This window comes from Pedobacter hiemivivus (genome assembly GCF_004331685.1).
GTDB classification, from domain to species: domain Bacteria; phylum Bacteroidota; class Bacteroidia; order Sphingobacteriales; family Sphingobacteriaceae; genus Pedobacter; species Pedobacter hiemivivus.
Map to the genome: position 1 here is coordinate 60,730 of NZ_SJSM01000001.1, position 22,680 is coordinate 83,409.

A 22,680-nucleotide genomic window follows, 5' to 3' on the forward strand; every position below is an offset into this window, starting at 1 on the left:
TGTAAATGAACTGTTTATCCCTATCACCAGCGAAATACTTTTTAACTGTTTTACTCGCAATTTCGGCGGTCAAAGCAAGTCCTCAATCGTTAAAAGCACCATCCGCATTGCGGGTGGACCTGCTTTTGTCTGAGAGCCCATTAGGCCGCCCCTATCCCATAGTGCGTACAGCCAATCAGCACCCATATTTTACCTGGGTAATGAACGATCTTACCCAGGGCAGCCAGCAAACGGCATACCGCATACTGGTTTCGTCCAGCCCTGAAAACCTTGCTGCAAACCTGGGCGATGCCTGGGATTCCCGAAAAGTAACCGGAAAATGGCTACCTGGCATCCCATACAAAGGAAATAAACTGAATCCCAATAGCACTTACTATTGGAAAGTAATGGTATGGAACAATAAGTCATTACCCAGCGCTTTTTCAAAGCCGACAGCATTTACCACCGGTGCTGAGCTAAAACAGGACCAAACTGCCTTCCACGCATTGAGCAAATGGGCACAGCTACCCAGCAGGAATAGTCGACTAAACAGTAACAACCTTCGGTACGACTTTGGCAAAGCCGCATTTGGACAATTCCGCATCAAAGCTTCCTCGTCAACCGGAACAGATACCATGCGCATTCATATTGGAGAAGCCATTACAGCAGCTGGACAGATTGACAGAGCGCCGAAAGGCCACATCCGTTATCGCCTGTTATCCATCCCACTAAAGATGGGTACACATAATTACGAACCAAAATTTAGCCCTGATAAACAAAATACGGGGCCTAAGGCCATTCTTATGCCCGAAGATATTGGCGAAGTATTGCCTTTCCGCTATGCTGAAATAGAAGAAAACAAAAACATAAGGATCGATAGTGTGTGGCGCAATGCAGTTAATTATCCTTTTGATGATGAGGCTTCCTCTTTTAAATCCTCAGATACGCTGTTAAACCAGGTCTGGGAGCTTTCTAAGCACACCATTAAAGCCACTTCCTTTACCGGATTGTATGTGGATGGCGACCGGGAACGCATACCTTATGAAGCCGATGTACTCATCAATCAGCTATCGCATTATGCTGTTGACGCAGAATTTAACATGGCCAAAAGATCCTTGGAATATTTAATATACCATGCTACCTGGCCTACTGAATGGTCGCTGCAAAACTTGTTGATTGGATGGAACGATTACCTGTATTCTGGTGATATACGTGCCATCAAAGTAATTTATCCGCAATTGAAAGCCAAATTGTTACTGCCTCTGGGGAGGCCGGATGGACTAATCAGCACGAAAACTGGGAAACAGGACAGTGCATTTACGAAATCCATTTATTTTGAAAATTTCAATGGACATTCCATTCTGGAGGACATTGTAGACTGGCCACAAAAGGGCGGTTTTAGCATCCCGAAAGATGCCCCTGGCGAAACGGACGGTTTTGTGTTTACCACTTACAATTCAGTTGTGAATGCTTTTCATTACCAGGCCTTGATCAGTGCAGAAAAGATAGCGCGAAAACTGGGCGAGAAAAAAGATGCCGATTTCTTTGCTGCACAAGCAGCCAAAGTAAAATTGGCTTTCCAACGTGCATTTGTTGACCCCGAAACAGGCACCATAAAAGATGGAGAAGAGACTTTACACAGCTCCCTTCACGCCAATATGTTTGCACTTGCCTTTAACCTGGTTCCCGAAAACAACAAAGCACGCGTACTAGACCATATCCGTTCCAGGGGTATGGCCTGTAGCGTATATGGAGCTCAGTTCCTGCTAGACGGCCTTTATGATAACCATGAAGCGCAATATGCATTAAAACTTTTAACTGCAACAGACAAACGCAGCTGGTACAATATGTTGCGAAGCGGCGCTACGATGACAACCGAAGCCTGGGATACCGAATATAAGAAGAATCAGGACTGGAACCATGCCTGGGGTGCGGCTCCAGCAAACATCATTGCTAGAAAATTAATGGGCGTAGAACCTTTATCTCCCGCTTTTGGCTCCATACAAATCAAGCCACAGCCTGGTGCACTTAATACAGCAGAGTTACAGCTATCCACCTTACGAGGAAAGATAAAAGTTGCATTTACCAATACCTCAGAGCAGTTTCTTTTACAAACCACACTCCCAGCAAACTCAACAGGAATAGTATACCTGCCAAGACGAATGGCAAATGACCGCATACTGAAAAATGGTCGGACAATTAAAGCGATACCAGAAGGCAAATTCTGGAAAATCGCCAATGTACAACCTGGTGAATATACCTGGGAAGTAAAGTATTTAAAGAACGCAGGTTAACCTGCGTTCTAAGTCTATAACGCTAGTCTTTTTTAACTACATTCCCTTCCCTGTCAGTTACATTTGGTTTATGCAATTCGTACCATCTTTTTACAAATAAATCAATGTTAGTCATGTCTTTTTTTACCAAAACTCTCAATTTATTTACCTCTTTTTCAAAACTACTTTGCGTTTTATATTTTCCTAGTTTATACTCTGGTAAAAAAAGCATATAAAACAAAGGCGGACCTTTATAATCATCACTCCTTAATCCCATCGTAGTTAAGTCATTAGGTGGCAAATGAAAATTCATTCCATCACAATCTTTCAATTCTGCAATTGAATTTAACTTTTCATTAAGTTCAAAAATATTTAAATCTATTTTTATCCGTTTATCTCCCTTAACAATACTAGCGGTTATAATATGTAATTGATTTTGATTTGTCAGCTTACATAATTCATAGGAATATCCGCTTATATTGGAATCGTATTCACCAAACCAAGATGTTCTAAATGGTGATTTGACATAGCTATTCTTTTCAAGTTCAGGAATACCATAATCGCTGAAAATATTATTCCTTGTGATCAGAAGTTCTTTACCTGATATTTTAAAATCATCTCTCATAGGATTATTCCCCTTTTCTCTTTGCTACCAACAAGCTTTATTTTTTAAGAACTTTAAGCGAATCCCAAATAAGCATTAATTTCGCTTATTCTGGCGCCCTATTCTATCGCTCCGAGCCGGGGCATACTATTTCCTTTTCCCTTTTGTATTTTTTGTAATTCTTCCACATCAGCTTTATCTTTCAATCTGCCGGTGTTAAACTTTGACAATACCAGGTCGTTAAGGTGAAGAAACGGAATTTCTATTCCATCAATTTCTGCAATAATTTTTCTCTGATCTGCCTCATCAAACTCTATCATGCTAATTCGGGTCAAGAAATCGACCTTTTCTGGTTCGTCCCACATTGAAAAGACAATATGCTTTGTAAAATCGAGTTCAGCAATATGTTGTATGTCTTCTTCATCAAAGTCCATTTGTTTTAGAACATTCAGCAATTTCAACTTATTTACATTGTCGGGTCTTAACCATAAATCCACATCGCCTGTACTTCTTGCGTAGCCATGAAATATTACAGAATAACCTCCAATTACAATAAAATCAACTTTTTTTAATAAAAGCTCCTTTAATAAATCTTGATGTTTTTCTATAAACAGGTTCATCCAGCTGTGATTATTCTAATTTTACCTGTGGCAGTTCTGTTTTTTAAGTCTTGTCTACTTACTTGATGCACACGCAAAATAAGTTCAACCGTATGCCTTAAACGATCGATAGGTGATTGCTTGATGATATCCTGAACTTCAGTTTCTTTAGCCTCTTCAAATGACTTGAAAATCCGTATCTTATTTTTTGTCTTATTCATCACAATATCATTTAATAGAATATATACAGCAATAAGTATGCTATTTATTCTCTTGGGCTTTCAATAAACACTCATAGAGTGCTTCTTATTCGGTATGAAGTTTTTTAAGTTCTTTTACTATTTTTGAATCAAATGTAAATATATCTATTTAAACATAAAAATCGTAAGATTGTGGTTTAACAACTCAAGGTATTCCAACGGCGTGATTCAGTAATGCAGTTAATTATCCTTTTGATGATAATGCCTCCTCATTTAAATCCTCAGACACGCTGTTAAACCAGGTTTGGGAGCTATCTAAGCATACCATTAAAGCCACTTCCTTTACCGGTTTGTATGTAGATGGCGACCGGGAACGGATACCTTATGAAGCCGATGTACTTATTAATCAGTTATCGCATTATGCCGTTGATGCAGAATTTAACATGGTCAAAAGATCCCTGGCATATTTGATCTACCATGCTACCTGGCCTACAGAATGGTCGCTGCAAAACTTGTTAATTGGATGGAATGATTACCTATACTCTGGCGATATACGCGCCATCAAAGTAATTTATCCGCAATTGAAAGCCAAATTGTTACTGCCTCTGGGGAGGCCGGACGGACTGATCAGCACGCAAACCGGGAAACAAGACAGTGCATTTACCAAATCCATTTATTTTGAAAATTTCAATGGGCATTCTATTCTTGAGGACATCGTAGACTGGCCACAAAAGGGCGGCTTTAGCATTCCCAAAGATGCCCCTGGCGAAACAGATGGTTTTGTCTTTACTGCTTACAATTCAGTTGTGAATGCTTTTCATTACCAGGCCTTGATCAGTGCAGAAAAGATAGCGCGAAAACTGGGCGAAACAAAAGACGCCAATTTCTTTGCCGCACAAGCAGCCAAAGTAAAGTTGGCTTTCCAACGAGCGTTTATTAACCCAGAGACAGGAATCATTAAAGATGGAGAAGAGACTTTACACAGCTCCCTTCACGCCAATATGTTTACACTTGCCTTTAACCTGGTCCCCGACAACAACAAAGCGCGTGTACTGTCTCATATCCGCTCCAGAGGTATGGCCTGTAGTGTATATGGCGCTCAATTTCTGTTAGACGGCCTTTATGATAACCACGAAGCTCAATATGCATTAAAGCTTTTAACTGCAACAGACAAACGCAGTTGGTACAATATGTTGCGAAGCGGCGCTACGATGACAACTGAAGCCTGGGATACCAAATATAAGAAGAATCAGGACTGGAACCATGCCTGGGGTGCGGCTCCAGCAAACATCATTGCCAGAAAATTAATGGGCGTAGAACCTTTATCTCCTGCTTTTAGCTCCATACAAATCAAGCCACAGCCTGGTGCACTTAATACAGCAGAATTACAACTGTCTACCTTGCGGGGAAGAATAAAAGTTGCATTTACAAATACCCCAGAACAGTTTCTTTTACTAACCACAACCCCGCCAAACTCAACAGGAATGGTATACTTGCCAAGAAGACGAATGGCAAATGACCGCATACTGAAAAATGGTCGGGCAATTAAAGCGATACCAGAGGGGAAATTCTGGAAAATCGCTGATATAGAACCAGGTTCATATACCTGGGAGGTAAAATATTTGTAGAGCGTAGTTTAAGATGGCATAAATGCGATAGCGTCAACTTCTATCAGCATGCCATCTAAAGCTAGTCTTGGAACTGGGATTAAAGTACTTGCAGGGAATTTATTATTCGTCCATACTTTATGCATTTCCTCAGTCCATATCTTAAGTTTTTCCTGATCATGGTCAACAATTAATATGGTTATTTTAAGAACATCATCAGCTTTTAGTTTGTATTCCTGGAGCACTATTTCTAAATTTAATAATGCGAATTGAACTTGTCTTCTAAAATCATTTGAGAGAGTATGTTCTAAGTCCTCGCCCCCACTTTGCCCAGATATAAAAATATATCTTCCATTGTCCGGGGTACTTGTAGAATGTGAGAAAGCGAATGGAGTGGGATCAAAAAGTCTTTTCGGGTTTTTATGAATAATGTTAGTCATGTTGTTTCGATTTATGGTCTTATTATTTTGAGCAAAGATATACCTACTCGTTCTTCAAAACATGTGCCGATGTATGGTAGTGCAAAATATTACCTTTAGCGGATAAATACCAGAAAACAAATTTAAATAGCTTAATAATCATTGTAGGTAAGGCATGGAGACCGATTCTTGTTTGTGAATTTGGCACATATTTGTACTTGTGCGCCAGAGAGTTGGCAGAGTGGTCGATTGCGGCAGTCTTGAAAACTGTTGACTTGTCAAAGGGTCCGCGAGTTCGAATCCCGCACTCTCCGCCAAGGTCTCAAAATCTACAAAAATCCTGAAATCGTAAGATAGCAGACATAAGACACCAGAATTAACTCCCTAATATTTCCTTAAAAATTTATATATTATTTCAATAAAAATAAAAGCATTAATCTTTATTTATTTAAAAGAAGATCTGTGGTTTTAAACGTGCTGATCTTTTCTTTTGGTAATCCCAATTTGACCAATGTTGCAAAAATCTTCTGAGCATCTTTCGGTTCATAGTATGACACCCTCCAATCCGCTTTAAAACCATTTTTTTCAAGTATTTCACGAAGATAAGGCTGATCTACTTCACCAAGAGAATGCCCAAGAACTGTAATCTTAATTGTATCATCCAACATATCAAAGAAAGGCCGGTTCTGTTGGATAACATTGTCGGTCTGTTTATGAGATTTTGAAAAATAAGTCAATATCATATCCAGCGCCCTATCTGACGACAATTCCCAGTTTCGCCCCTGCTCCATATTCCATTCAAACAGTTCTTCTTCAGTAGCATTAATTGATGGTTGGGGCTCGTCTCTTTTAAACTTATTAGGCTCTATTCCATGACCAAGAACTAAGACTTCATTTGACGAATCTGCGCGATTGTGTATATGCAGAATTTTATCACCTGGAATATTATAATAATGTTCCAATGAATTTGTATAATTAAAATTAAGATAAAAAGCATCTTGATTGAGGCTTATTTTTTTCTCATAAATATTTTCAGGAAAATCGACTTGATTAATAAACTTCTTAAATGCATCGTATAACTCTGTAGTCAATTCATTAACGACCTCTTCCATTACAATTTCAAATGTATCCCAATCCCCATCTCGAAATTCTTCACTTGCAGGATTTGCAGTCAAATCGTCATTATCATTTAAAACGGACTGAAAATCAAAGTCCGCCAGTCGTTTTTCGAAATCTGACCATAAATAGTAATGCGCCGGTTTATTCTCGAATTCTTCAAGATCGGGATCAAGTGAAGGCAAACCATAATTTTCAACCAGCCTTTCGTGGATGCTAAAATGGTGCTTTTGCAGATAATAAGAAAAGACCTGATAGTGTGTCTGAAGGCCATGATGAATATCGAATCCATTGCCTATAGTATAAAGTTCCTTCATATATAGTTTTTGTAATATTATTTATGACACCTATGGAAATTACCGTTTCTAGAAGGTTTACAATTGTTTTAAGTGCCTATTTATTAGTTACTTTTTATTATTAATTACCTCTTTTACGAGATAATTAATATTACTTAGGTTATTGGTTCCCTACTATTGTCTTTAAATAATTAGTTCTAGTTAAAAATCTAACATCTACATCAGTGAGTCAATTTACCAACCTGCAACATTCTGGGGTATGATATTTTTGAACTTATAAGATGCCGTTATGAGAGAAATCTTTTGATTACTATTCCCTGGTAATATCCGCGTCAAATAAGTAGTGCCCATAGGGGCGATTGCTTCATATATTAATCTTTCAATATTCAAAAATGTGACTTCCAACCCCTGTGATGTTGGTTTGTAATACAACGACTGATTATAATTGTTGATTGTATTACCAGTCGGAGTTTTAATTACGTTCTTGTACTCCTGTGGTTTACCTGTGGTCGCATCAATTTTATCTTTCAGGATTATTGTTAAATCGAATCCGATATCGACACCGCAACGCCTAAGGAGTTGATGCATATCCAAAGTCGAACCTTCATTAGCTTTTTTCAACATGCAACTAATGATCTGGCAAGGGCAAATCTGAATGGTATATTTATCAGTATTTGCTTCATATCTATTAGAAAACGTAACACTATTATGTCCAGAATAAGATTGCTTTTTAAAGCTAACTTTTTCTTTATTTTGATTTCCATTTTCTATTTGAATAATTCGATAAGCTAAATAGAGGTTCATGCCTTTAGCAGTTATTTTAGCTTTGTTACCAGTCGTGTTCTCTGCATCTATATTTACTTTTTTAAAGATTTGAAGAAGATCAAGTTGGGCATCTGCCGATTTGTTTTTATCTATAGTAATTGTCATCTCTTGGGCTTTTAAAGCTTCGTAAACTACTTGTTCACCAACATTTGACTTCAAAATATCTACAGAGTTAAGAGTTACAATTTCAAGCTTGTTAAGATTAACTGATATATCAGAAAGGGCTGCATACTTACCTCGTAATTTTAAAAAATTTAAAATCCCTAATTCGAGTTCATTTTTTTGGCTGGTATTCATTACCATATCCAGCATGGAAAAGCTAGCTCCATTTTTTCTTTTATCTTCACCTACACCGTCCCCAATAGGACCAGCCTCAACATTCCACAATGCTCCGATTGGCATATAATCCCGAGGCAAAGACATGAATTTAAAACCTGTAAAAGGATTACTTGGTTGAGCAACCAAAGAAATTGATATCCCAATTAAGAAGATAGTAAGTAGACATTTTTTCATTATGAGAAGTTTTAGATTTAATTATGCCTTATAAAAATACCTTATTCTTTCGGTACTAGCAACTTATTAATATTTCTGATATGATAGTATTTATAATTAATTGCGCATTGTACAGTTAGCGTCCTAAAACACCGATCCCTGTTTTAGGACGCTAACTGTACTATAATTTCTAAGCTCTAAAATAGACATCAGCACCCACGCATCGATAGCAAATTCCTGAGAATATATTTATAGATCTGCACGCGTATCATGGTTTAACTTTTCTCCAGGCACTATCGGTTTTTGCCCAAATTTCTTCTCCAATCTCTATTTCATCATTCACTAAATATCCAGAAGGGGAAATTCATCCAATCTACCGTCTAACCTCCCATTGTTCTCCCTATTCTTTAAGATAGCGGCTAGGTTATCTTCCAGAATCCTGAACTGCTCGCTATCGGGATTAATGTCCATTTCAAGCGAAAACTCCCGCAGATTACTCTTTTGTAAACTATCTAGCTGCCAGATCCTTTTGGCAACTATAGTCGGACTGATCTGGAACTGATAGGCCAGATCCACCAAACTTAGCTTCTGACTAATCTCCGTTGATAACTGGCGCACGATACTCTGGCTAATCCAGTCCTTTTTCAGATCAAGGTTCCCAATTTGAGGAAACTGATTACGATTCTGATTTATATATCCTAACTTTTGAGGTAATTCAACATCCATTTTCAGCTTATAACCCCTTGGGGAAAACGGGTAGTAATTCATTGTTTGATCAGGGGCATATCTATCGGAAATAAGATGGCTATCTAGGGGAAAGTATGACGTCCACTCCATATCGTTCTAAGCGATTGCATGATTTTTTCCGCCAAGCCACCGATAGCCACTTTGCTGCCTGCTTGAATAGTCAGGCGCAGAGCCGGCATACCATCATTTGAAATAAGCCCAACTGAGAGATGTCGTAAATGAAGAGCGAGCTTTCTTCTCCTTTCCATATCTATCATGATTTACGCTGCAAGACCTCGGTTTTATTGTTAGTCAAATAGTCATTCAGAATTGAATAGGAGTCAAAAACTATTGGACTGTCAAAGGTCTTCAACACCTGTATAGCAGCTAGGCTCAACTAACGAATACCAATTTAAAAAAATCAATCGCTTCAAAATTTCAAGTTTCGGCTCTTCATTATCCATCTGAAACAACAGATCAAGATAACTTTTATGGATTGTTCGTCCTGGAAGAATTGCTATAAAGCCTCATAGGCAACGGAAAAATCAAAATCCATTAGCTTGCTAATACTCCAATCGACATTGGCATTTCTTTCTAGGTCGTCACCTTCAATATTTTTAAAGAGGTATTGTTCGATACCCTCATTTTTCGAAAGAGTATATACATTCCTCAGCCGCAATATTGTATCAGCACAATATATCTCATGATCTGTACCTTTATTGATCATTTTTTTGATCAATTTTCGCATCCTCGTAAAATCACCACCGGCAGTTACTTGGTTCATCTCTTTTAACACTTCGTTGATGCCAGGATCATTCATAAAGTGCAGGATCCTATATTTGAGCCTCAGAGACATTAACATATTTTCTTCCTGTCCAAGTTGCTTTAAAAGCTTGATGGTGTCGTTCAAAAAACCCAGATGCTTGTCAAAATCCTTTTTGTAAATGGCAGATAGCTCCCCTTCGGAAGTCAACGTGGAAAAATCCCAGTGGTCATAAAAATGAAAAACAAAAGCCTTTCTATAATACCATTCCATCTTCATCAGCGAAACATTGGCCATCGCTTGTAGGTCTTGGGATTTTCCTATAAAATCCATCAGAGAATCCATTCTCGAGTGGAAGTGTTTTTCAAAATCTGCGAAATCACTTGCGATCACCTCCCTTGATCTTTCGTTTCTAGTGCAGATGGCAGTAAATAGGTTTTTGCCAAGATCGAATATCAGCGTAAGCAAGTCCGCCTCTATCACTTTGGAGTAAGCCATCACTCTTGCCTTGTAGTCTCGTGGCTCCTTTCCGATGATGCCATTGATTGACGCATAAAATTCCTGCATTTTTTCCTTGTTCGGCATATTATTGTTATCCAGTTCCTTCCAGGCTTTTTGGACTTCCAGAAAAGAACCTATGTCGTCCCCTTCCATCAATAAAAGTGTCTTTGACTTCAGTTTCCTTACGGTCACGATGCCAGCTTCGTGTTCAGCCTGTAACATGGTGTAGGACAGCATTGACTTTAAAACGGGGTCGAAGCCCGCTTTCCCCTTGGCAGCCAACCGCAGAAATTCAATTGCCCTGAACACTTTCCCCTTATAATAATAGGCCACCCCACAGATCAGATTGAACATTGCCGAGGCGTCATTTCTGGGATGGCTTCGCTGCTCAATCTCCGTAATTGTATTGAAGGCAGCGTCATTGATAAGCGCCAATCCCCACTGCTCAAGGTAGCTAATATTCTGATCTATGTTATAGACTTCATTGTGGTGGTCAATCACAATTCCGGAAACAATTTTTGATTGTTCCGCATGCTCCAGGTGCGGATTGATCTTTCTGTAAAGGTTCCCACGATTTAATGTATCGGTATAGATTTCTGAGATTACCTCTGGTGTCAGAATTTTTGAAAAGCGGATCTTGAACTGGGAAGGGATGTTTTTGGAATTATATTTCTTCAGGAGTGACTGATAGACTGCAAAAACCTTTTCATAGTAGAATACTTCTTCATTATGGTCATAAAGAATATAATAAGCAGGGATGGAAAGGTTGAGCAGGTAATTGATATTACTTACTTCTACCGGAAAGGAGATAGAGCCATCTGTATTTTTTTTAATCGAAATGGTTGATTTCAACTGGAGAGCAAGCCTAAAGTTCGTATAGAAACCATTCTGTTTGAGTTCTGCAAATAGATCTACCCCCTTGTCTCTTGTAATTTCCATCCTCAGTTCAAAATGTGTAACGTCAAATAATAGAGAAAGCTTATTTTTTGAAATAGTTTCAAGATCCTCATTTGGGCTGGATGATGGGAGTGGAAGTTTGGAATTTTCTCTATGCATTAAATTTGATTTTATTATACAAGTACTTTAGATTGAATCCAAAAATGATTTGGCAATGATATATTATTTTGCACTCGTTCTCATTGCTAATCCAAATATAGATTAACATTCTAAAATGTCAAGTCTACAAAATATATGTTTCCACCTTTATGATTGTTAGGATTCTGCGCTTTGAATGCCCCTAAAATTTGATATTTTAATTTTCCTGATTTTCATGGATTGTTTGATTTAGATAGGCGTTATTCAGATTCATCGAGATTTCTCTACTTACTAAGAAACCAGTTTTTTAAAATTTATTATGAGGTTAGTAGAGACTTCTGAAACAGAAAGCCCTTTGATACTGGCTATCTGTTCAACGACAGCTTTAGCATGACCTGGCCAACCTTCTTCATCTCCTAGACGCGTAAAAGGTCCATCACTCTCGAGTAAGATATGTGCTAATGGAAGAGCCTTTACAATTGATTTTCCATTCGTGGATTGCGTCATAGCATAGTTAATTGAAAAAAGGAACCCATTATCTAAAGCTTGTTCCAGATTTTTTATTGAACCTGAATACCAATGCAAGATAGGGCTACCGGGATAATTCTTTCCAACCATGGCAATCACCTCTGCTTCTGCACGGCGCGAATGAATGCTGAGAACTTTTCCTCCATGTATCGCACAACATTCTAGAATGGCCTGGAATATTTTCTTCTGACTCTGATAATCATCTGATTGCTTTTTGAAATTATCAAGTCCAATTTCTCCAATATACTTTGCTTCTCTGGCAAGAGCAATGAATTTGCCCAACTGGCCTATGTGACTTGCCGCCAATTCCGGATGAAATCCTAATGAAGGCCGAATATATTTGGTATTCCTTATAAAATTCTTGGTATGGTGAAATAGATCTGGCAAGTTCGTGACTGCGATGGTGTAAATTTTTTCACGCTCAATCTGTGCGACCATTTTCGTAATATCCGAGCAAAGGTCTAAATGAAAATGCGTATCATGTAGATTCATTCCTGTCCTTTAAAAATTTTTTCACTTCCTCCATACCACGTTTATAGACATCTATGTATGCGCTGAGCTCCTCTGGATTTTGATAAGGAAGAGGTCCAGATCGTAAAACTTGTAGTGAGAGGCGGGAACTCTTCATCCCTTCGTTGCGCTGGAATGCCATTTGGAATGCCCTCAGATCACTGCCCTTTTTGGATTGATTAGGTAACACATCCTTTAATATCTGATTGGAGTAATCTGTCAATATCTTACCTGCTCGTTTTTCTGCAGCTTGGCGGATGATGCAAGGAACACAGTAGCCGCAATTTAGGCCAGGCTTCTTTTTCTCATATCGACTAACCTCGGGATGCGAGCAAGATATAGTATGGGGATAATAGGTGTTTAGAAATTTTCTGTCCTTGCATTCGGCCATCATCTCACCTTTGGTCCTAAATTGGTATGGATTGACCAACTTATTCTTTAGCCCAAGAGTCTCTAGCATCTCCCTCCATTTATCTAAGTAGTAGGGATGGGTTGTTCTGGTGCTATGGCTGCTTAGCCTAGTTAAGGTTAGCGGTATATTCAATGAAATTAGACCGTTTTCTGGGATGATTAATGGAATTTCTTCTCCGTGAGCATTGGCGACGGCAATGCCTAAACAGAAAAATAGAAATGATCTGGCACGAGATGAATTCTCTTGCTGGGTCTTGGCCTTATTATGTCCGGGTTGAACCCGTATCTTATGTCGTTCAAAGCCAGCTTTGCTGAAGTTTTCAGCAAGGGCATCATACAACATCGTTTGGACAGCACTTTCAGATGCTTTATAGTGACTAACAAAAGCAACTTTCGATCCTCCACTAAGTAAATCAATGGAGCTGATAAATGAGTCTAGCCCACCTGAAAAAAGACACACTTTTTCAATACCATTAGCATTTTTCTCAAAACTTGACTGTGTCTCCCTCTTTACTTTATTCTTTCTGAATTTTATTTCCCATTTGTCTCCACTAAGGAAGCTTAACATTTCTTCAAGTACCGGAACTGCTTGATTCCATTTTGCAGGATCATACACTGGCAGATTGACTTTGAGGTACCTGCTCCATCCTTGAAAACCGTTCTCCTTTCTAGACACTGTCTGGTCTACAGTATAAATAGCGATACCTATTCTCAATAAGTCAAAAACCTCATCCTTCAATGCTAACCGGTGGTCATGGAGATGCGATATAATATTTGTTGTTACCCACCTCTCCCTGTCTGCCTGACTTATGGATATAACAATATTTTTATCTCCTTCCACTGTTTTTTGCTCAGTCGCATCCCTAGGATCGAATTTTACATGAATGTTAATTGCGCTCATTTTTTATAGCAGTGTAAGAGGTAAGGAGTATTTGATCTATTATAATTTTATTCTGTTCTACACTCATCGTAAATGGGTCAATTTCATTATTTTCATAAGCTGTTTGTACTTCAAGTCGAACATAGTCTTTGATTTCGCTTTCCAGCTTTACCGCTTGCTTAACAGAAAGATCTCCTTTCTCCAATGCAAGTCCCAGCTCATGCATCCACTTGAGGAAAATGTAATTGCTCACATAGGATGATACTGATTCTCCAATATCTGTCTTGCCGATTTGATCAAGGTTGGTAATATCTTTGCCATCATCAATCATTTTCTCATATAGCCCATCCAAGGTTACAATCAGTGCCTCACGAGCTATAGCTTCATCATTTGTCGTCCCAACTGGGGCAAGTGCATCAGAGATGGCAGCAAGCATTTGTTCTGGATTCAGGCCGTCTAGATTTTTAATACCCAGATCACTTAAGCTACCAGCGATCCCCGCCGCAGCAACCCCACCTAGAAAGACCGCGAACCTTGCGCCTGTCGAAGACCCTATACCTGCCGCGCGTGTTGCACTAGTCGCTCCGCCAGAAGAACGAACATATGCAGCGCCAGCTTTTCTCATGCTTGATCCGCGCGTTCCATTTGCAAGTCTCTTCAACGCACCTTTACCGGAGGTCCAATTTGGTTGACTGTCCATTTTACCAGCATTGTTTTTTTTATCCGAGGAACTTTCTGAAGTATCATAGTTATTTTCTCCGGTCCCTGCGGACGGCTGATACCAAGGCGGTAGAAGTGGGCTGCGACCTACAGGGCCGTTATTAGATGCTGATGTTCCCATTATTTATTGAGGTCTTTTATCGCTTTTTGGGCAAAAGGTATAAGCTTGGTATTGGATGTACTTTTTTCCCATTTTTTTAATAACTTAATTGCAGGATCTTGAAATTCGGTTTGTTTAAAAGTCCTTGCAACAAGTGTTGCCGCCTTCGCAGGCAGTCCTTTTTCAGGGTATGTCCCAAGCAGTGTAATCAGCTCACTTTTAACTTCACTTCGTTTTGACGCATAATCAAACATAAGCTCCATATAGGACAGATCACCTGAATGATCTTCTTCCTGCCTAAATCTTTCAGTGATGAGTGCAAAAACGGCTGTGATGTCAGCCGGGGCTAAGTCGCCTAATTTGCCCAGGGTTACGTTACGTTCTGCTTTTGAATTACTGAATAGTTTTTGTACGACTACGCTCGCTTCCGGACTCAACCGTTGTGCTGTTGATGATACGACAGAAAGATGATCCCTTGAGAAATAAAAATACGGACTTAGATCTATGCCTGAAAGCGCTGGTTCTAGCTTGAACCAGTTAATTAGCCATTTGTCTTTTTGGTAGATCTCTAGTTCTGGTTTAGACTTTTGCGAAACATTGCTGTTTTGTTCCTCATTTTTTTCCTCTAATTGATCTAATATTTGTATGGCCCCTTGGTTATTTGCCTGCATTTCGTAGAAATTCCTAAATGTCTCCGGTTTAAAATATTCAAGCAACATGAGCTTGGCCAATACTGTTTTCTTTAAATCAATTCCAATTGAATCGGCCATGCCTTTTCTAAGCAGTAAGGTGTTTAGAAAGCGCTTGCATTGACGAGGATTGCCATTTAGTCCTACACTTAATACCGGAACAATCTGCCCGCACATTAGTAAGGCTTCGCTGAGCTCATCGTTTACAGTGTTTAGGAAATCTCCTGCACATTTCATATCGAATAAAAAATCAAAGCCCTTGTTACGCTTCTCCTTTAGTATTTCTTCTCTCGCAATGCCAAATTCTCCTTCGTCAGTATGCAACTGGGCAAATAACAGGTTGGCATAATTGGTAAGTTCAGTCGCATTTAGTGGTGGAATTCTAATCGGAAATTGGATGAGTTTTTCAAGGTAGTCCCTTCCCACCTCAGCATTATCTCCGGAAATTTCTGGAAATCTTGTCTTAACGGCATGCTTAATTAACCGCTCGTCGGCTCCAATTATGAATGCTGTCTTTTTGGTGAACAAAAAAAGTTTGATAGCCTCTAAAGTACCAATTACGGTTGGGGGAGAGCACCTATCTAGATCGTCAATGCAGATTAAAACTTTGTCCAGATCAGTTTCCGATAGAAGATTAGAAAAGTTTTCATGAAAGCTTTGAATGTTATTCTTTACATCGTCTTCTTTGAGCTTTGATTTATTCTCTTTAAGTAGTTTGGTATAATCTGCTTCCGAAGCTTTTTTTGCGATATCTAACGCTGATACGGCAGCCATTCCTACGGGTCCTCCCGCAGCAAAACCAATTCCATATTTTACCAGTTGACCGCCAGCCTTAATCACATCAATATTCCTTAATAATTTTGCAGCAAAACTGATCGCCTTTTCACTTAATGTGCGTTCAGATACAATTGCGTCAACGATCTTTGACATCAGCACAATCTTAGCATCTTCATACCCTTCGAATAGCCAACCATTGAATTTTATGACTAGTATATCAGGCTTTGCACTATATTTGTTTTCGATCATCCGCATCAGTGACGATTTACCACTTCCCCAATCCCCGAAGATCCCGATACTACAAGGAAGAAGATTTTTGGAATCTACAATATTAGATACGGCTGTGACTAAATGCCCACAATCGATAAGATCTTCGTCTGTTTCATTATCATTCCACATGGTAATTGCATGCTTGAAGATCAATAAATGGAGAGGCAGAAATTATGGATGACTTTTTTTTCATCCTAATCGAAAGATTGACTATGATTGAATTTTGTAACTGGACGGGCCAATTTGCGTTTTGGTTCATTTGAGATCGTAGTTGGTTAGATTTATAATCACAAATTACAATATTTATTTGAATAACATATCACCTTATCCACTGAACTATAATAATGATCAGTAATTTACTCGCATTTTAAATAATCATAACTAACTCCATTCTCAAATAGATGAAAGGCTTAAAATTCCCTATGCTTAAAAGCGGTTCGAAATGCCCACATTTAGGTTGGCTTCTATATTTTATGAGATAATCAAATTTAAGCAATTACTAATAAGAGATCGACTTTATAAATTACCCAGTAGAGTATTTCTTCATTTTGATCGATAAAAAACATCGTTCAAATGAGGTTAGAGTCTCCTGTACTAGCATCAGTCGAATTTATAAATTTCCATTATCATCCATTCGCTTCTTATTTTATAAATTTCCCTGATTATTCTGAAAAGTTCCTGTAGATGTTGTAATGGATAATCCGAATCCCCGCAACTAGGCGACTAGATTTCGAAAAACCTGCAAATCATATGATTTGCAGGTTTTTTCATTTAAGACCAAAACCAAATGAAGCATCAATTCACATATAGTTAATGAATCATTCGGTGAGTGCTTTCCATCGGTTTATACTATTCAGGTACTTCTGGAACTGTTTTAAATTATAAAGAGAATTTGGCTGTATCTTTTCGGATTTGAATGGATTTTCCCTTAATAGAAAGGTTAATTTCTCCATGATTGACTGCCATATTGCGTCATGCCAGTGTCCGTGACTAATGTATCTGCAGAATTTCCAAATAGACCGGTACCGAAGTACCATACCAACTTTTGCGCTGAGTGGAATAATGAACTGTCGGTTTCCCCCAATGGATTTTCTCATAAGAGCCGATTGCTTCTTTAAACTCTTTGTATTTAAGATTGTTTTCGTCTTTAATAGAGTTTTGAAACAATAAATAACATGGTGCATTTGGCTGAGACTTTCTTACGTTCATCACATCTTTAGCCAATTCGTGCGCATCCAAGTTTTCACTGGCAAATAAGTAGCTTGTATTGATGAGTATGCTGTTCGCATTATCTAAATACCGGAAATCCAATTCAGAAAGTTTTTTAATAAATACAGGTGCCTGAACAGGTTTGAAAACAGGATTATCCAAAAAGTATGCTGCTCCATCAAGCATATTTTGATAGTAGTCTACGCCGATGTAATCAAAGTCGACAGTTTGGTTTGTAATACTATGTATATGCTCGATAAATGATAGTCCAGCAGTTGCAGGTCCACAACCAATATCTACGAATTTAACTCTGCCCGACGATTTGTAAAGCGTGATAAATGCATCTAGTCTTTCAAATAGATAAACTGAAGTAAAAAAGTGCATTCTCATGTTACAATGTGCATATAGCTTTACAATATCAAGTCCAGCTAACCCCTCTACCTTTTTGTCAAAGTCAGTCTGCCCCGTACCGATAATTTTCTCTCGAACGTCTGGATAAGAAATACCTAATAGGATATGGTACCACTGAGTCTTTTCATGTCCTTTGATATATTTGGTGAACTTATCATCAAATAATTGCTGGGAGAATTCAGTAGGTTCAAAAATCTTGGCAACATATGGATTGATTTCAACCTCAATATCGAATTGCGCCTGGTTTTCCTTATAAAAGCTTAGTATCGGAAACTGTTCGGCCAACTCTTCAGACTGGATTAAGCTTAGAAACTCAGCAGCAAGTTCCCCTGTTCCATATAATTTTAAATTGTATTGGGCGTCTTCGATATAGGTATGTAGATCACGAATGACTTCATTTTCGTAATTATCCTCACCGTCATTAATAGCTAATAACAATGTTGCCAGATAGTTATGTAACTTTTTAATATGTGATGCCGCAACGCTATATTCTTGGTAATTCAACCAAGCTCTCAGTCGAAACTTCAAAACATTGTCGCCAATCTTATTAAAGCAATTGGAAACTGCTCCTACATTATTTTGCATTTTGAAATACAATCCCAGCTCTAGATAAAGAAATTGTATTTCTTCTGATTCCTTTACTTCAAGGACCAATTGTAATTGCGTCAAATAGTTTAGAATTTGACGCATTTCCTGCTGTGCATCTTCCATAGCACTAGCATTGATGAACAGCAATTTGACTTCCTGTCGTTGGTCACGAATAAATTGAATTATTTCAGAGCCCCCCAACGAAAGAATCTGAGACTTGAAAACGTTTATTTCCATTAAAGCTCTCCTACGATTATTGCTAACTGCAACCTTAGTCTTACCTCCTGCTCACTAACTCCGGACCTTTTATCCTTTAGCCTGCTCAACAGTTCGGATTTCTGGTAAAAGCTACTCTGCATAATTTCAGTCAGATTCATCTGCAACAGGTTTGTCATTGGATCATTCACAATTACAGCCTTCATGCCCAAACGGCGACATAGCACAGCTAGCTCAGAGTGGTAGCTAATTCTTTCTGGTGTCCGTGATAGTTCGGTTGTTAAATCCGGCAGTGAGGCTTTATCGACCTGCGGCTCGGGACGTAAAATAGGTTTAACTAAAATCCTTTTATAATCAATATCAATCAATCCAAAGGATTGCATAGCAATTTCAAAAGCATCCCCGGGTAAAGTTTGATGGCTATCACTAAGAAGCTTACCGTCAACATTCTCTATTTCAGGCACCTGGCCTCCGAAGACTTTGTGATAAACCTGGTTGATGATAGCATGATCAAAGGCGGATTCCAGCTGGAACTTTATAGCTGGTTTTTTCTCGGCAAGCTTGAAATAGGCAATTGCCGGATTAGCAAGCAATAACCGCTCATCGTTATTTTTCAAACTGGCATAGCCGTAAAAATAACCGAGCAATGAAAAGGCATATTCGCCGTAAAGCGAAGAGTAAACATTCGGAATGTCTCGTCTAGCAACTTCGATACTGCTTAAGTTTGCATAATTCCTTAAAAATGCAAATGTGTACAAAGGCAGCGCTGATTTGGATTTAGACAATTCGATTGTAGAAAGAATTGACTTCCGCTCTAGGCTTTGTCTAAGCGAAGAAAAAATAGTTTTTACCTGTTCAGCTTGCATATTTTCATCCTTCAGCGAGCTAAATACCTTTTGAAATTCTTTTACATCATCATCATGAAAGTTATCGTCCGCCTTGATTCGATCAAAAATCCATTTTAATAATTGTTTGTCTGAAGGAGTGTTCTCATTAAACAAGAAGGAGTAAAACTCATGGATAAGGGTCTTTGGTACGATTTGACTTCCGAAATTGGAATCCAAGGCCTGCATCGCATAAAAGAAGTGATCTGGGAGGGTTTTATAGGTCGAAGTCTTATCAGCAACAAGCAAGGTATAACTTCTTAAAAAGGCAAAAAGTCCCAGTACATGGTTGAAATGCTTTATTTTGACACTAATATCTTCTATGACCTTTTGGGGTGCCTGTATAAATTTTAAATCATAACTTTTCTCTACTGATGTAATAGAAAAAAGTTTCTCAGGTATAAACCCGCCATTGAATAATAGTGCATCACTGATGATGCTTTTTTTTACTTTCTCATTGATTGCAACTATTTTCTTAACACGTGTAATTGGTAGTGCAGATGATAAATAGGCTATGCTTCCAACAACTTCCAGCGCATTCATTTCTTCAGCAAGCAGCTCAATTTCCAAAAGGACTACATTTTCATCTAATGCCACCGAGGTACCATTGGCTAGAATCAAAAAATCATTATAGCGCGACTGCACATCCTCAAAAGCACGGCGTTCAAAATATTTCGAAGGCGCTACCAGCGCTGAGGAAAAATAATGAAATATATTGCCTCGATGGATTTCTATATAAAAACCTGCATTATGGTCAAATTTTTTTTCTTCAGTTAGCCGAGCAGAAGGAACTGAAACTTTGGTTCCACTCATCATTTCAGGATTAACCACCTCAAGTCCTACATCTTTTTTTTGAGGTATTGCATCCTTGACAAAGTCAAGTTCAATATCTACGAGTTTTGTTGGGGTTTTCTTATTACTTTGTTTTCTAGGTTTATTTCTTGCCATTTAAGTGTTTTCTGAAATTCGTCTAATTAGCCGCGGTGTGGAAAGAAAGGGAAGGCGGTTGGTTGGCAGAAAGTATATATATCTCATTTCTTGCCCTGGTAACTGCAACATAGTAATGATTTGGTGTGACATAAACTCTACCTGACTTGGTTCGCTTCCTGGTTGCCGCAGGAGACTCCTCAAAAAAGGGCATTATTACCACATCAAATTCCAATCCTTTACACGAATCAAAGGTAGTTATAAATGGTGAACTCACTCTATCCATCAGTACAGTTTCATCCTGAGGCTGGATTCTATGGCTATAATAAGAAAACGATTTATCTGGTGCTGCATCAGCTGCACAGGAATAACCCTTACGTTCCAAGAAATCCTTGATTGTAGGTATTTCATTTGCAAAATGCACCAAAATGCCAATGTTACTCGCTTGATTGGCTTCTATGATTTTCAGGATTAGATCTAATTGATCGGCTTGGTTTAGCCCTATCCGGATGTCGGGAGTATTGCCTCTTCGCAACTGATCCGTTTTCATTCGCTGAACCCTCGGGTCTTCCGGTACAAATTTTTGGGCAAGCTCAAAAATCTCCCTGGTGTTCCGGAAATTAGAAGCTAGAATTTGCCAGTCAGTATCCGCTTTAATCTTTTTAAGCTGACCATAGATTTCGTCCTCCGCCTCGTCATCTCCATAATATCCCTGGTAATTTTGCGCACGATCCGCGCCAACAGAAACGGTATCACTTAAAACAAAAGCATTACCATACACTGTCCTAGGCAGATCCTGTCCTTCGTCAAAAAACAATTCGTCTAAACGACCATACTTGTCGTAGTATCGAGTAAAATTCGCTTTAGCTATCTCATGATCGGCGTTTGCATCGTAATATCCTATGTTGTCCTTATGCCACTGGAAAAACGTACCAAGCTGTTCATCGATGACTGTATTAATTTTCCCCTCGTCCAACTCTCCGAACAGTTCTTCAGATCTTGCGCGGAGTGTACCCTTTATTGCATACATGAGCGCATTGTTAAAGGTAAAGAGCATAATATTGTTTTCTTCTAGCACAGCCCGAAGGAACCTATATATCGTTACCACTGTTTTGCCACTACCAGGGCCACCGGATACTAAAATTGATGTTCTTGGATAATAAGCGACTTGCTGATCATCAGTGAGTGCAGTTATCTGAGGGAGAGAGAATCTAAAATCTGGCATTAAATAAGGTATAAGTTGCTTCAAATTACATTTATGGCAAAGTCATTGAATGCCAACAGGAAACATATAAAACAAATATAGAATATTATCTGAGGTTTGGCGAAAATTTATTATCGCAATTAAATTTGCATCTTTGCTAAAATCATTAGTAAATTTGTTAACTAAGTTTGAAAAATTGCAACCACTGGAATAAAGCTGTGAACATACTATGAAGAAATCACCTGCATTTGATCTTTTTAATCCCGCACCTGAACAGGTTACCGGACCAGGTCAAGTCCAAACCAGTATTGTACGAACAGTCGATATCACTGGTATGACTTATCACAAAGATTTCATAACAAAAGAGGAAGAATCAAAACTTATAGACCAGATTTTAAGTGAAGAATGGCTAGGCGATTTGAAGAGACGGGTTCAACACTACGGTTGGAAATATGATTATAAGGCTAGAAGCCTCGATTATAGTATGTATCTGGGTAGTTTACCGCAGTGGATTTCGGTATTTTCCAAGCGCTTGGTTGAACATGGCATGATGACTGAAGAACCAGATCAGGTGATCATCAATGAGTACAAGCCGGGACAAGGCATTGCCAATCATGTGGATTGTGAGCCTTGTTTCGGTGACACAATAATTTCTCTTAGCTTATCCAGTGCATGTACCATGAATTTTATTAACCTGAGCTCTCAGGAAAAAAAAGAAGTAGTTCTCCTGCCCAGAAGTGTCGTCGTTATTAAAGGGGATGCACGTTATCACTGGTCTCACGGCATTCCGGCCAGATTGGCCGATCAAATTGACGGAACTAGGATTAACCGGAAGCTCCGGATCTCAATGACTTTTAGGAAAGTGATTTCTAGGGACTAATTACTTCTTCAGCAAATAGTGATTATATTCCCTGCTAGCGA

Annotated in this window: 19 protein-coding genes and 1 pseudogene; 4 read left to right on the top strand and 16 right to left on the bottom strand. The window is 38.7% G+C overall.

What is annotated here, in order from left to right; translation table 11 throughout:
• The first annotated feature begins 5 nt into the window (after positions 1–5).
• Positions 6–2,273 (top strand): alpha-L-rhamnosidase-related protein, encoded by a 2,268-nt coding sequence (locus tag EZ444_RS00260; protein WP_131606082.1) that lies wholly within the window; start codon positions 6–8, stop codon positions 2,271–2,273.
• A 22-nt stretch (positions 2,274–2,295) separates the two neighbouring features.
• Here EZ444_RS00260 and EZ444_RS00265 read toward each other — a convergent pair whose 3' ends face one another.
• From EZ444_RS00265 to EZ444_RS00275, 3 genes are all read right to left on the bottom strand, one after another.
• The gene (locus EZ444_RS00265) at positions 2,296–2,877 is read right to left on the bottom strand and encodes a hypothetical protein (RefSeq protein WP_131606084.1); all 582 of its coding nucleotides are present in this window, start codon (positions 2,875–2,877) and stop codon (positions 2,296–2,298) included.
• A gap of 98 nt (positions 2,878–2,975) precedes the next feature.
• Complete coding sequence (locus tag EZ444_RS00270) at positions 2,976–3,476, bottom strand: nucleotidyltransferase (RefSeq protein ID WP_131606086.1); 501 nt, start codon at positions 3,474–3,476, stop codon at positions 2,976–2,978.
• On the bottom strand, positions 3,473–3,676 hold the full coding sequence (locus EZ444_RS00275; RefSeq protein ID WP_131606088.1) for a hypothetical protein: 204 nt from the start codon (positions 3,674–3,676) through the stop codon (positions 3,473–3,475). The genes EZ444_RS00270 and EZ444_RS00275 overlap by 4 nt, the downstream gene beginning before the upstream one ends.
• Before the next feature lie 251 nt (positions 3,677–3,927).
• On the opposite strand from EZ444_RS00275, the pseudogene EZ444_RS00280 reads away from it, so the two are divergent.
• Together EZ444_RS00280 and EZ444_RS27720 are read left to right on the top strand one after the other, a co-directional pair.
• Positions 3,928–4,941 (top strand): annotated as a pseudogene (locus EZ444_RS00280) (alpha-L-rhamnosidase-related protein); the annotation flags it as partial.
• A gap of 21 nt (positions 4,942–4,962) precedes the next feature.
• The gene (locus EZ444_RS27720) at positions 4,963–5,283 is read left to right on the top strand and encodes an alpha-L-rhamnosidase C-terminal domain-containing protein (protein WP_262711239.1); all 321 of its coding nucleotides are present in this window, start codon (positions 4,963–4,965) and stop codon (positions 5,281–5,283) included.
• 8 nt (positions 5,284–5,291) lie between these two features.
• Here EZ444_RS27720 and EZ444_RS00285 read toward each other — a convergent pair whose 3' ends face one another.
• The 13 genes from EZ444_RS00285 to EZ444_RS00345 all read right to left on the bottom strand — a co-directional run bounded on the left by EZ444_RS00285 (position 5,292) and on the right by EZ444_RS00345 (position 21,780).
• A complete protein-coding gene (locus tag EZ444_RS00285) occupies positions 5,292–5,702 on the bottom strand; it encodes a RidA family protein (RefSeq protein ID WP_131606092.1) in 411 nt (136 codons plus the stop codon).
• Between the two features lie 419 nt (positions 5,703–6,121).
• On the bottom strand, positions 6,122–7,114 hold the full coding sequence (locus tag EZ444_RS00295; RefSeq protein WP_131606094.1) for a bacteriophage abortive infection AbiH family protein: 993 nt from the start codon (positions 7,112–7,114) through the stop codon (positions 6,122–6,124).
• A 213-nt stretch (positions 7,115–7,327) separates the two neighbouring features.
• A complete protein-coding gene (locus EZ444_RS00300; RefSeq protein WP_131606096.1) occupies positions 7,328–8,431 on the bottom strand; it encodes a hypothetical protein in 1,104 nt (367 codons plus the stop codon).
• A gap of 321 nt (positions 8,432–8,752) precedes the next feature.
• On the bottom strand, positions 8,753–9,178 hold the full coding sequence (locus tag EZ444_RS00305; RefSeq protein ID WP_131606098.1) for a hypothetical protein: 426 nt from the start codon (positions 9,176–9,178) through the stop codon (positions 8,753–8,755).
• Positions 9,179–9,219: 41 nt separating this feature from the next.
• Entirely contained in the window at positions 9,220–9,405 is a 186-nt protein-coding gene (locus EZ444_RS27345; RefSeq protein ID WP_205945180.1) for a hypothetical protein, read from the bottom strand.
• A 248-nt stretch (positions 9,406–9,653) separates the two neighbouring features.
• Positions 9,654–11,456, bottom strand: a complete 1,803-nt coding sequence (locus EZ444_RS00310) for a DUF4365 domain-containing protein (protein WP_131606100.1) — start codon at positions 11,454–11,456, stop codon at positions 9,654–9,656.
• 270 nt (positions 11,457–11,726) lie between these two features.
• Positions 11,727–12,455 carry a Qat anti-phage system TatD family nuclease QatD gene (qatD, locus tag EZ444_RS00315; RefSeq protein WP_131606102.1) on the bottom strand — a complete coding sequence of 243 codons (729 nt, stop codon included), beginning with the start codon at positions 12,453–12,455 and terminating at the stop codon, positions 11,727–11,729.
• Positions 12,442–13,785 (bottom strand): Qat anti-phage system QueC-like protein QatC, encoded by a 1,344-nt coding sequence (gene qatC / locus EZ444_RS00320; RefSeq protein WP_131606104.1) that lies wholly within the window; start codon positions 13,783–13,785, stop codon positions 12,442–12,444. The genes qatD and qatC overlap by 14 nt, the downstream gene beginning before the upstream one ends.
• On the bottom strand, positions 13,772–14,605 hold the full coding sequence (gene qatB, locus EZ444_RS00325) for a Qat anti-phage system associated protein QatB (RefSeq protein WP_131606106.1): 834 nt from the start codon (positions 14,603–14,605) through the stop codon (positions 13,772–13,774). The genes qatC and qatB overlap by 14 nt, the downstream gene beginning before the upstream one ends.
• Complete coding sequence (locus EZ444_RS00330; RefSeq protein ID WP_131606108.1) at positions 14,605–16,449, bottom strand: KAP family P-loop NTPase fold protein; 1,845 nt, start codon at positions 16,447–16,449, stop codon at positions 14,605–14,607. Before EZ444_RS00330 ends, qatB begins: the two co-directional genes overlap by 1 nt.
• A gap of 861 nt (positions 16,450–17,310) precedes the next feature.
• The gene (locus EZ444_RS00335) at positions 17,311–18,765 is read right to left on the bottom strand and encodes a hypothetical protein (RefSeq protein WP_131606110.1); all 1,455 of its coding nucleotides are present in this window, start codon (positions 18,763–18,765) and stop codon (positions 17,311–17,313) included.
• Positions 18,765–20,576 (bottom strand): hypothetical protein, encoded by a 1,812-nt coding sequence (locus EZ444_RS00340; protein WP_131606112.1) that lies wholly within the window; start codon positions 20,574–20,576, stop codon positions 18,765–18,767. Before EZ444_RS00340 ends, EZ444_RS00335 begins: the two co-directional genes overlap by 1 nt.
• A 22-nt stretch (positions 20,577–20,598) precedes the next feature.
• Positions 20,599–21,780, bottom strand: a complete 1,182-nt coding sequence (locus tag EZ444_RS00345) for a 3'-5' exonuclease (protein ID WP_131606114.1) — start codon at positions 21,778–21,780, stop codon at positions 20,599–20,601.
• A 208-nt stretch (positions 21,781–21,988) separates the two neighbouring features.
• Here EZ444_RS00345 and EZ444_RS00350 point away from each other — a divergent pair, with 208 nt between their 5' ends.
• Complete coding sequence (locus tag EZ444_RS00350; protein WP_205945181.1) at positions 21,989–22,639, top strand: alpha-ketoglutarate-dependent dioxygenase AlkB; 651 nt, start codon at positions 21,989–21,991, stop codon at positions 22,637–22,639.
• The last annotated feature ends 41 nt before the right edge of the window (positions 22,640–22,680 follow it).

What these genes read in the sequence shown, in the direction of transcription:
- EZ444_RS00260 (WP_131606082.1), top strand. Translation starts at nt 6, where the DNA reads ATGAACTGTTTATCCCTATCACCAGCGAAATACTTTTTAACTGTTTTA.
- EZ444_RS00265 (WP_131606084.1), bottom strand. Translation starts at nt 2,877, where the DNA reads ATGAGAGATGATTTTAAAATATCAGGTAAAGAACTTCTGATCACAAGG.
- EZ444_RS00270 (WP_131606086.1), bottom strand. Translation starts at nt 3,476, where the DNA reads ATGAACCTGTTTATAGAAAAACATCAAGATTTATTAAAGGAGCTTTTA.
- EZ444_RS00275 (WP_131606088.1), bottom strand. Translation starts at nt 3,676, where the DNA reads ATGAATAAGACAAAAAATAAGATACGGATTTTCAAGTCATTTGAAGAG.
- EZ444_RS27720 (WP_262711239.1), top strand. Translation starts at nt 4,963, where the DNA reads ATGGGCGTAGAACCTTTATCTCCTGCTTTTAGCTCCATACAAATCAAG.
- EZ444_RS00285 (WP_131606092.1), bottom strand. Translation starts at nt 5,702, where the DNA reads ATGACTAACATTATTCATAAAAACCCGAAAAGACTTTTTGATCCCACT.
- EZ444_RS00295 (WP_131606094.1), bottom strand. Translation starts at nt 7,114, where the DNA reads ATGAAGGAACTTTATACTATAGGCAATGGATTCGATATTCATCATGGC.
- EZ444_RS00300 (WP_131606096.1), bottom strand. Translation starts at nt 8,431, where the DNA reads ATGAAAAAATGTCTACTTACTATCTTCTTAATTGGGATATCAATTTCT.
- EZ444_RS00305 (WP_131606098.1), bottom strand. Translation starts at nt 9,178, where the DNA reads ATGAATTACTACCCGTTTTCCCCAAGGGGTTATAAGCTGAAAATGGAT.
- EZ444_RS27345 (WP_205945180.1), bottom strand. Translation starts at nt 9,405, where the DNA reads ATGGAAAGGAGAAGAAAGCTCGCTCTTCATTTACGACATCTCTCAGTT.
- EZ444_RS00310 (WP_131606100.1), bottom strand. Translation starts at nt 11,456, where the DNA reads ATGCATAGAGAAAATTCCAAACTTCCACTCCCATCATCCAGCCCAAAT.
- qatD (WP_131606102.1), bottom strand. Translation starts at nt 12,455, where the DNA reads ATGAATCTACATGATACGCATTTTCATTTAGACCTTTGCTCGGATATT.
- qatC (WP_131606104.1), bottom strand. Translation starts at nt 13,785, where the DNA reads ATGAGCGCAATTAACATTCATGTAAAATTCGATCCTAGGGATGCGACT.
- qatB (WP_131606106.1), bottom strand. Translation starts at nt 14,605, where the DNA reads ATGGGAACATCAGCATCTAATAACGGCCCTGTAGGTCGCAGCCCACTT.
- EZ444_RS00330 (WP_131606108.1), bottom strand. Translation starts at nt 16,449, where the DNA reads ATGTGGAATGATAATGAAACAGACGAAGATCTTATCGATTGTGGGCAT.
- EZ444_RS00335 (WP_131606110.1), bottom strand. Translation starts at nt 18,765, where the DNA reads ATGGAAATAAACGTTTTCAAGTCTCAGATTCTTTCGTTGGGGGGCTCT.
- EZ444_RS00340 (WP_131606112.1), bottom strand. Translation starts at nt 20,576, where the DNA reads ATGGCAAGAAATAAACCTAGAAAACAAAGTAATAAGAAAACCCCAACA.
- EZ444_RS00345 (WP_131606114.1), bottom strand. Translation starts at nt 21,780, where the DNA reads ATGCCAGATTTTAGATTCTCTCTCCCTCAGATAACTGCACTCACTGAT.
- EZ444_RS00350 (WP_205945181.1), top strand. Translation starts at nt 21,989, where the DNA reads ATGAAGAAATCACCTGCATTTGATCTTTTTAATCCCGCACCTGAACAG.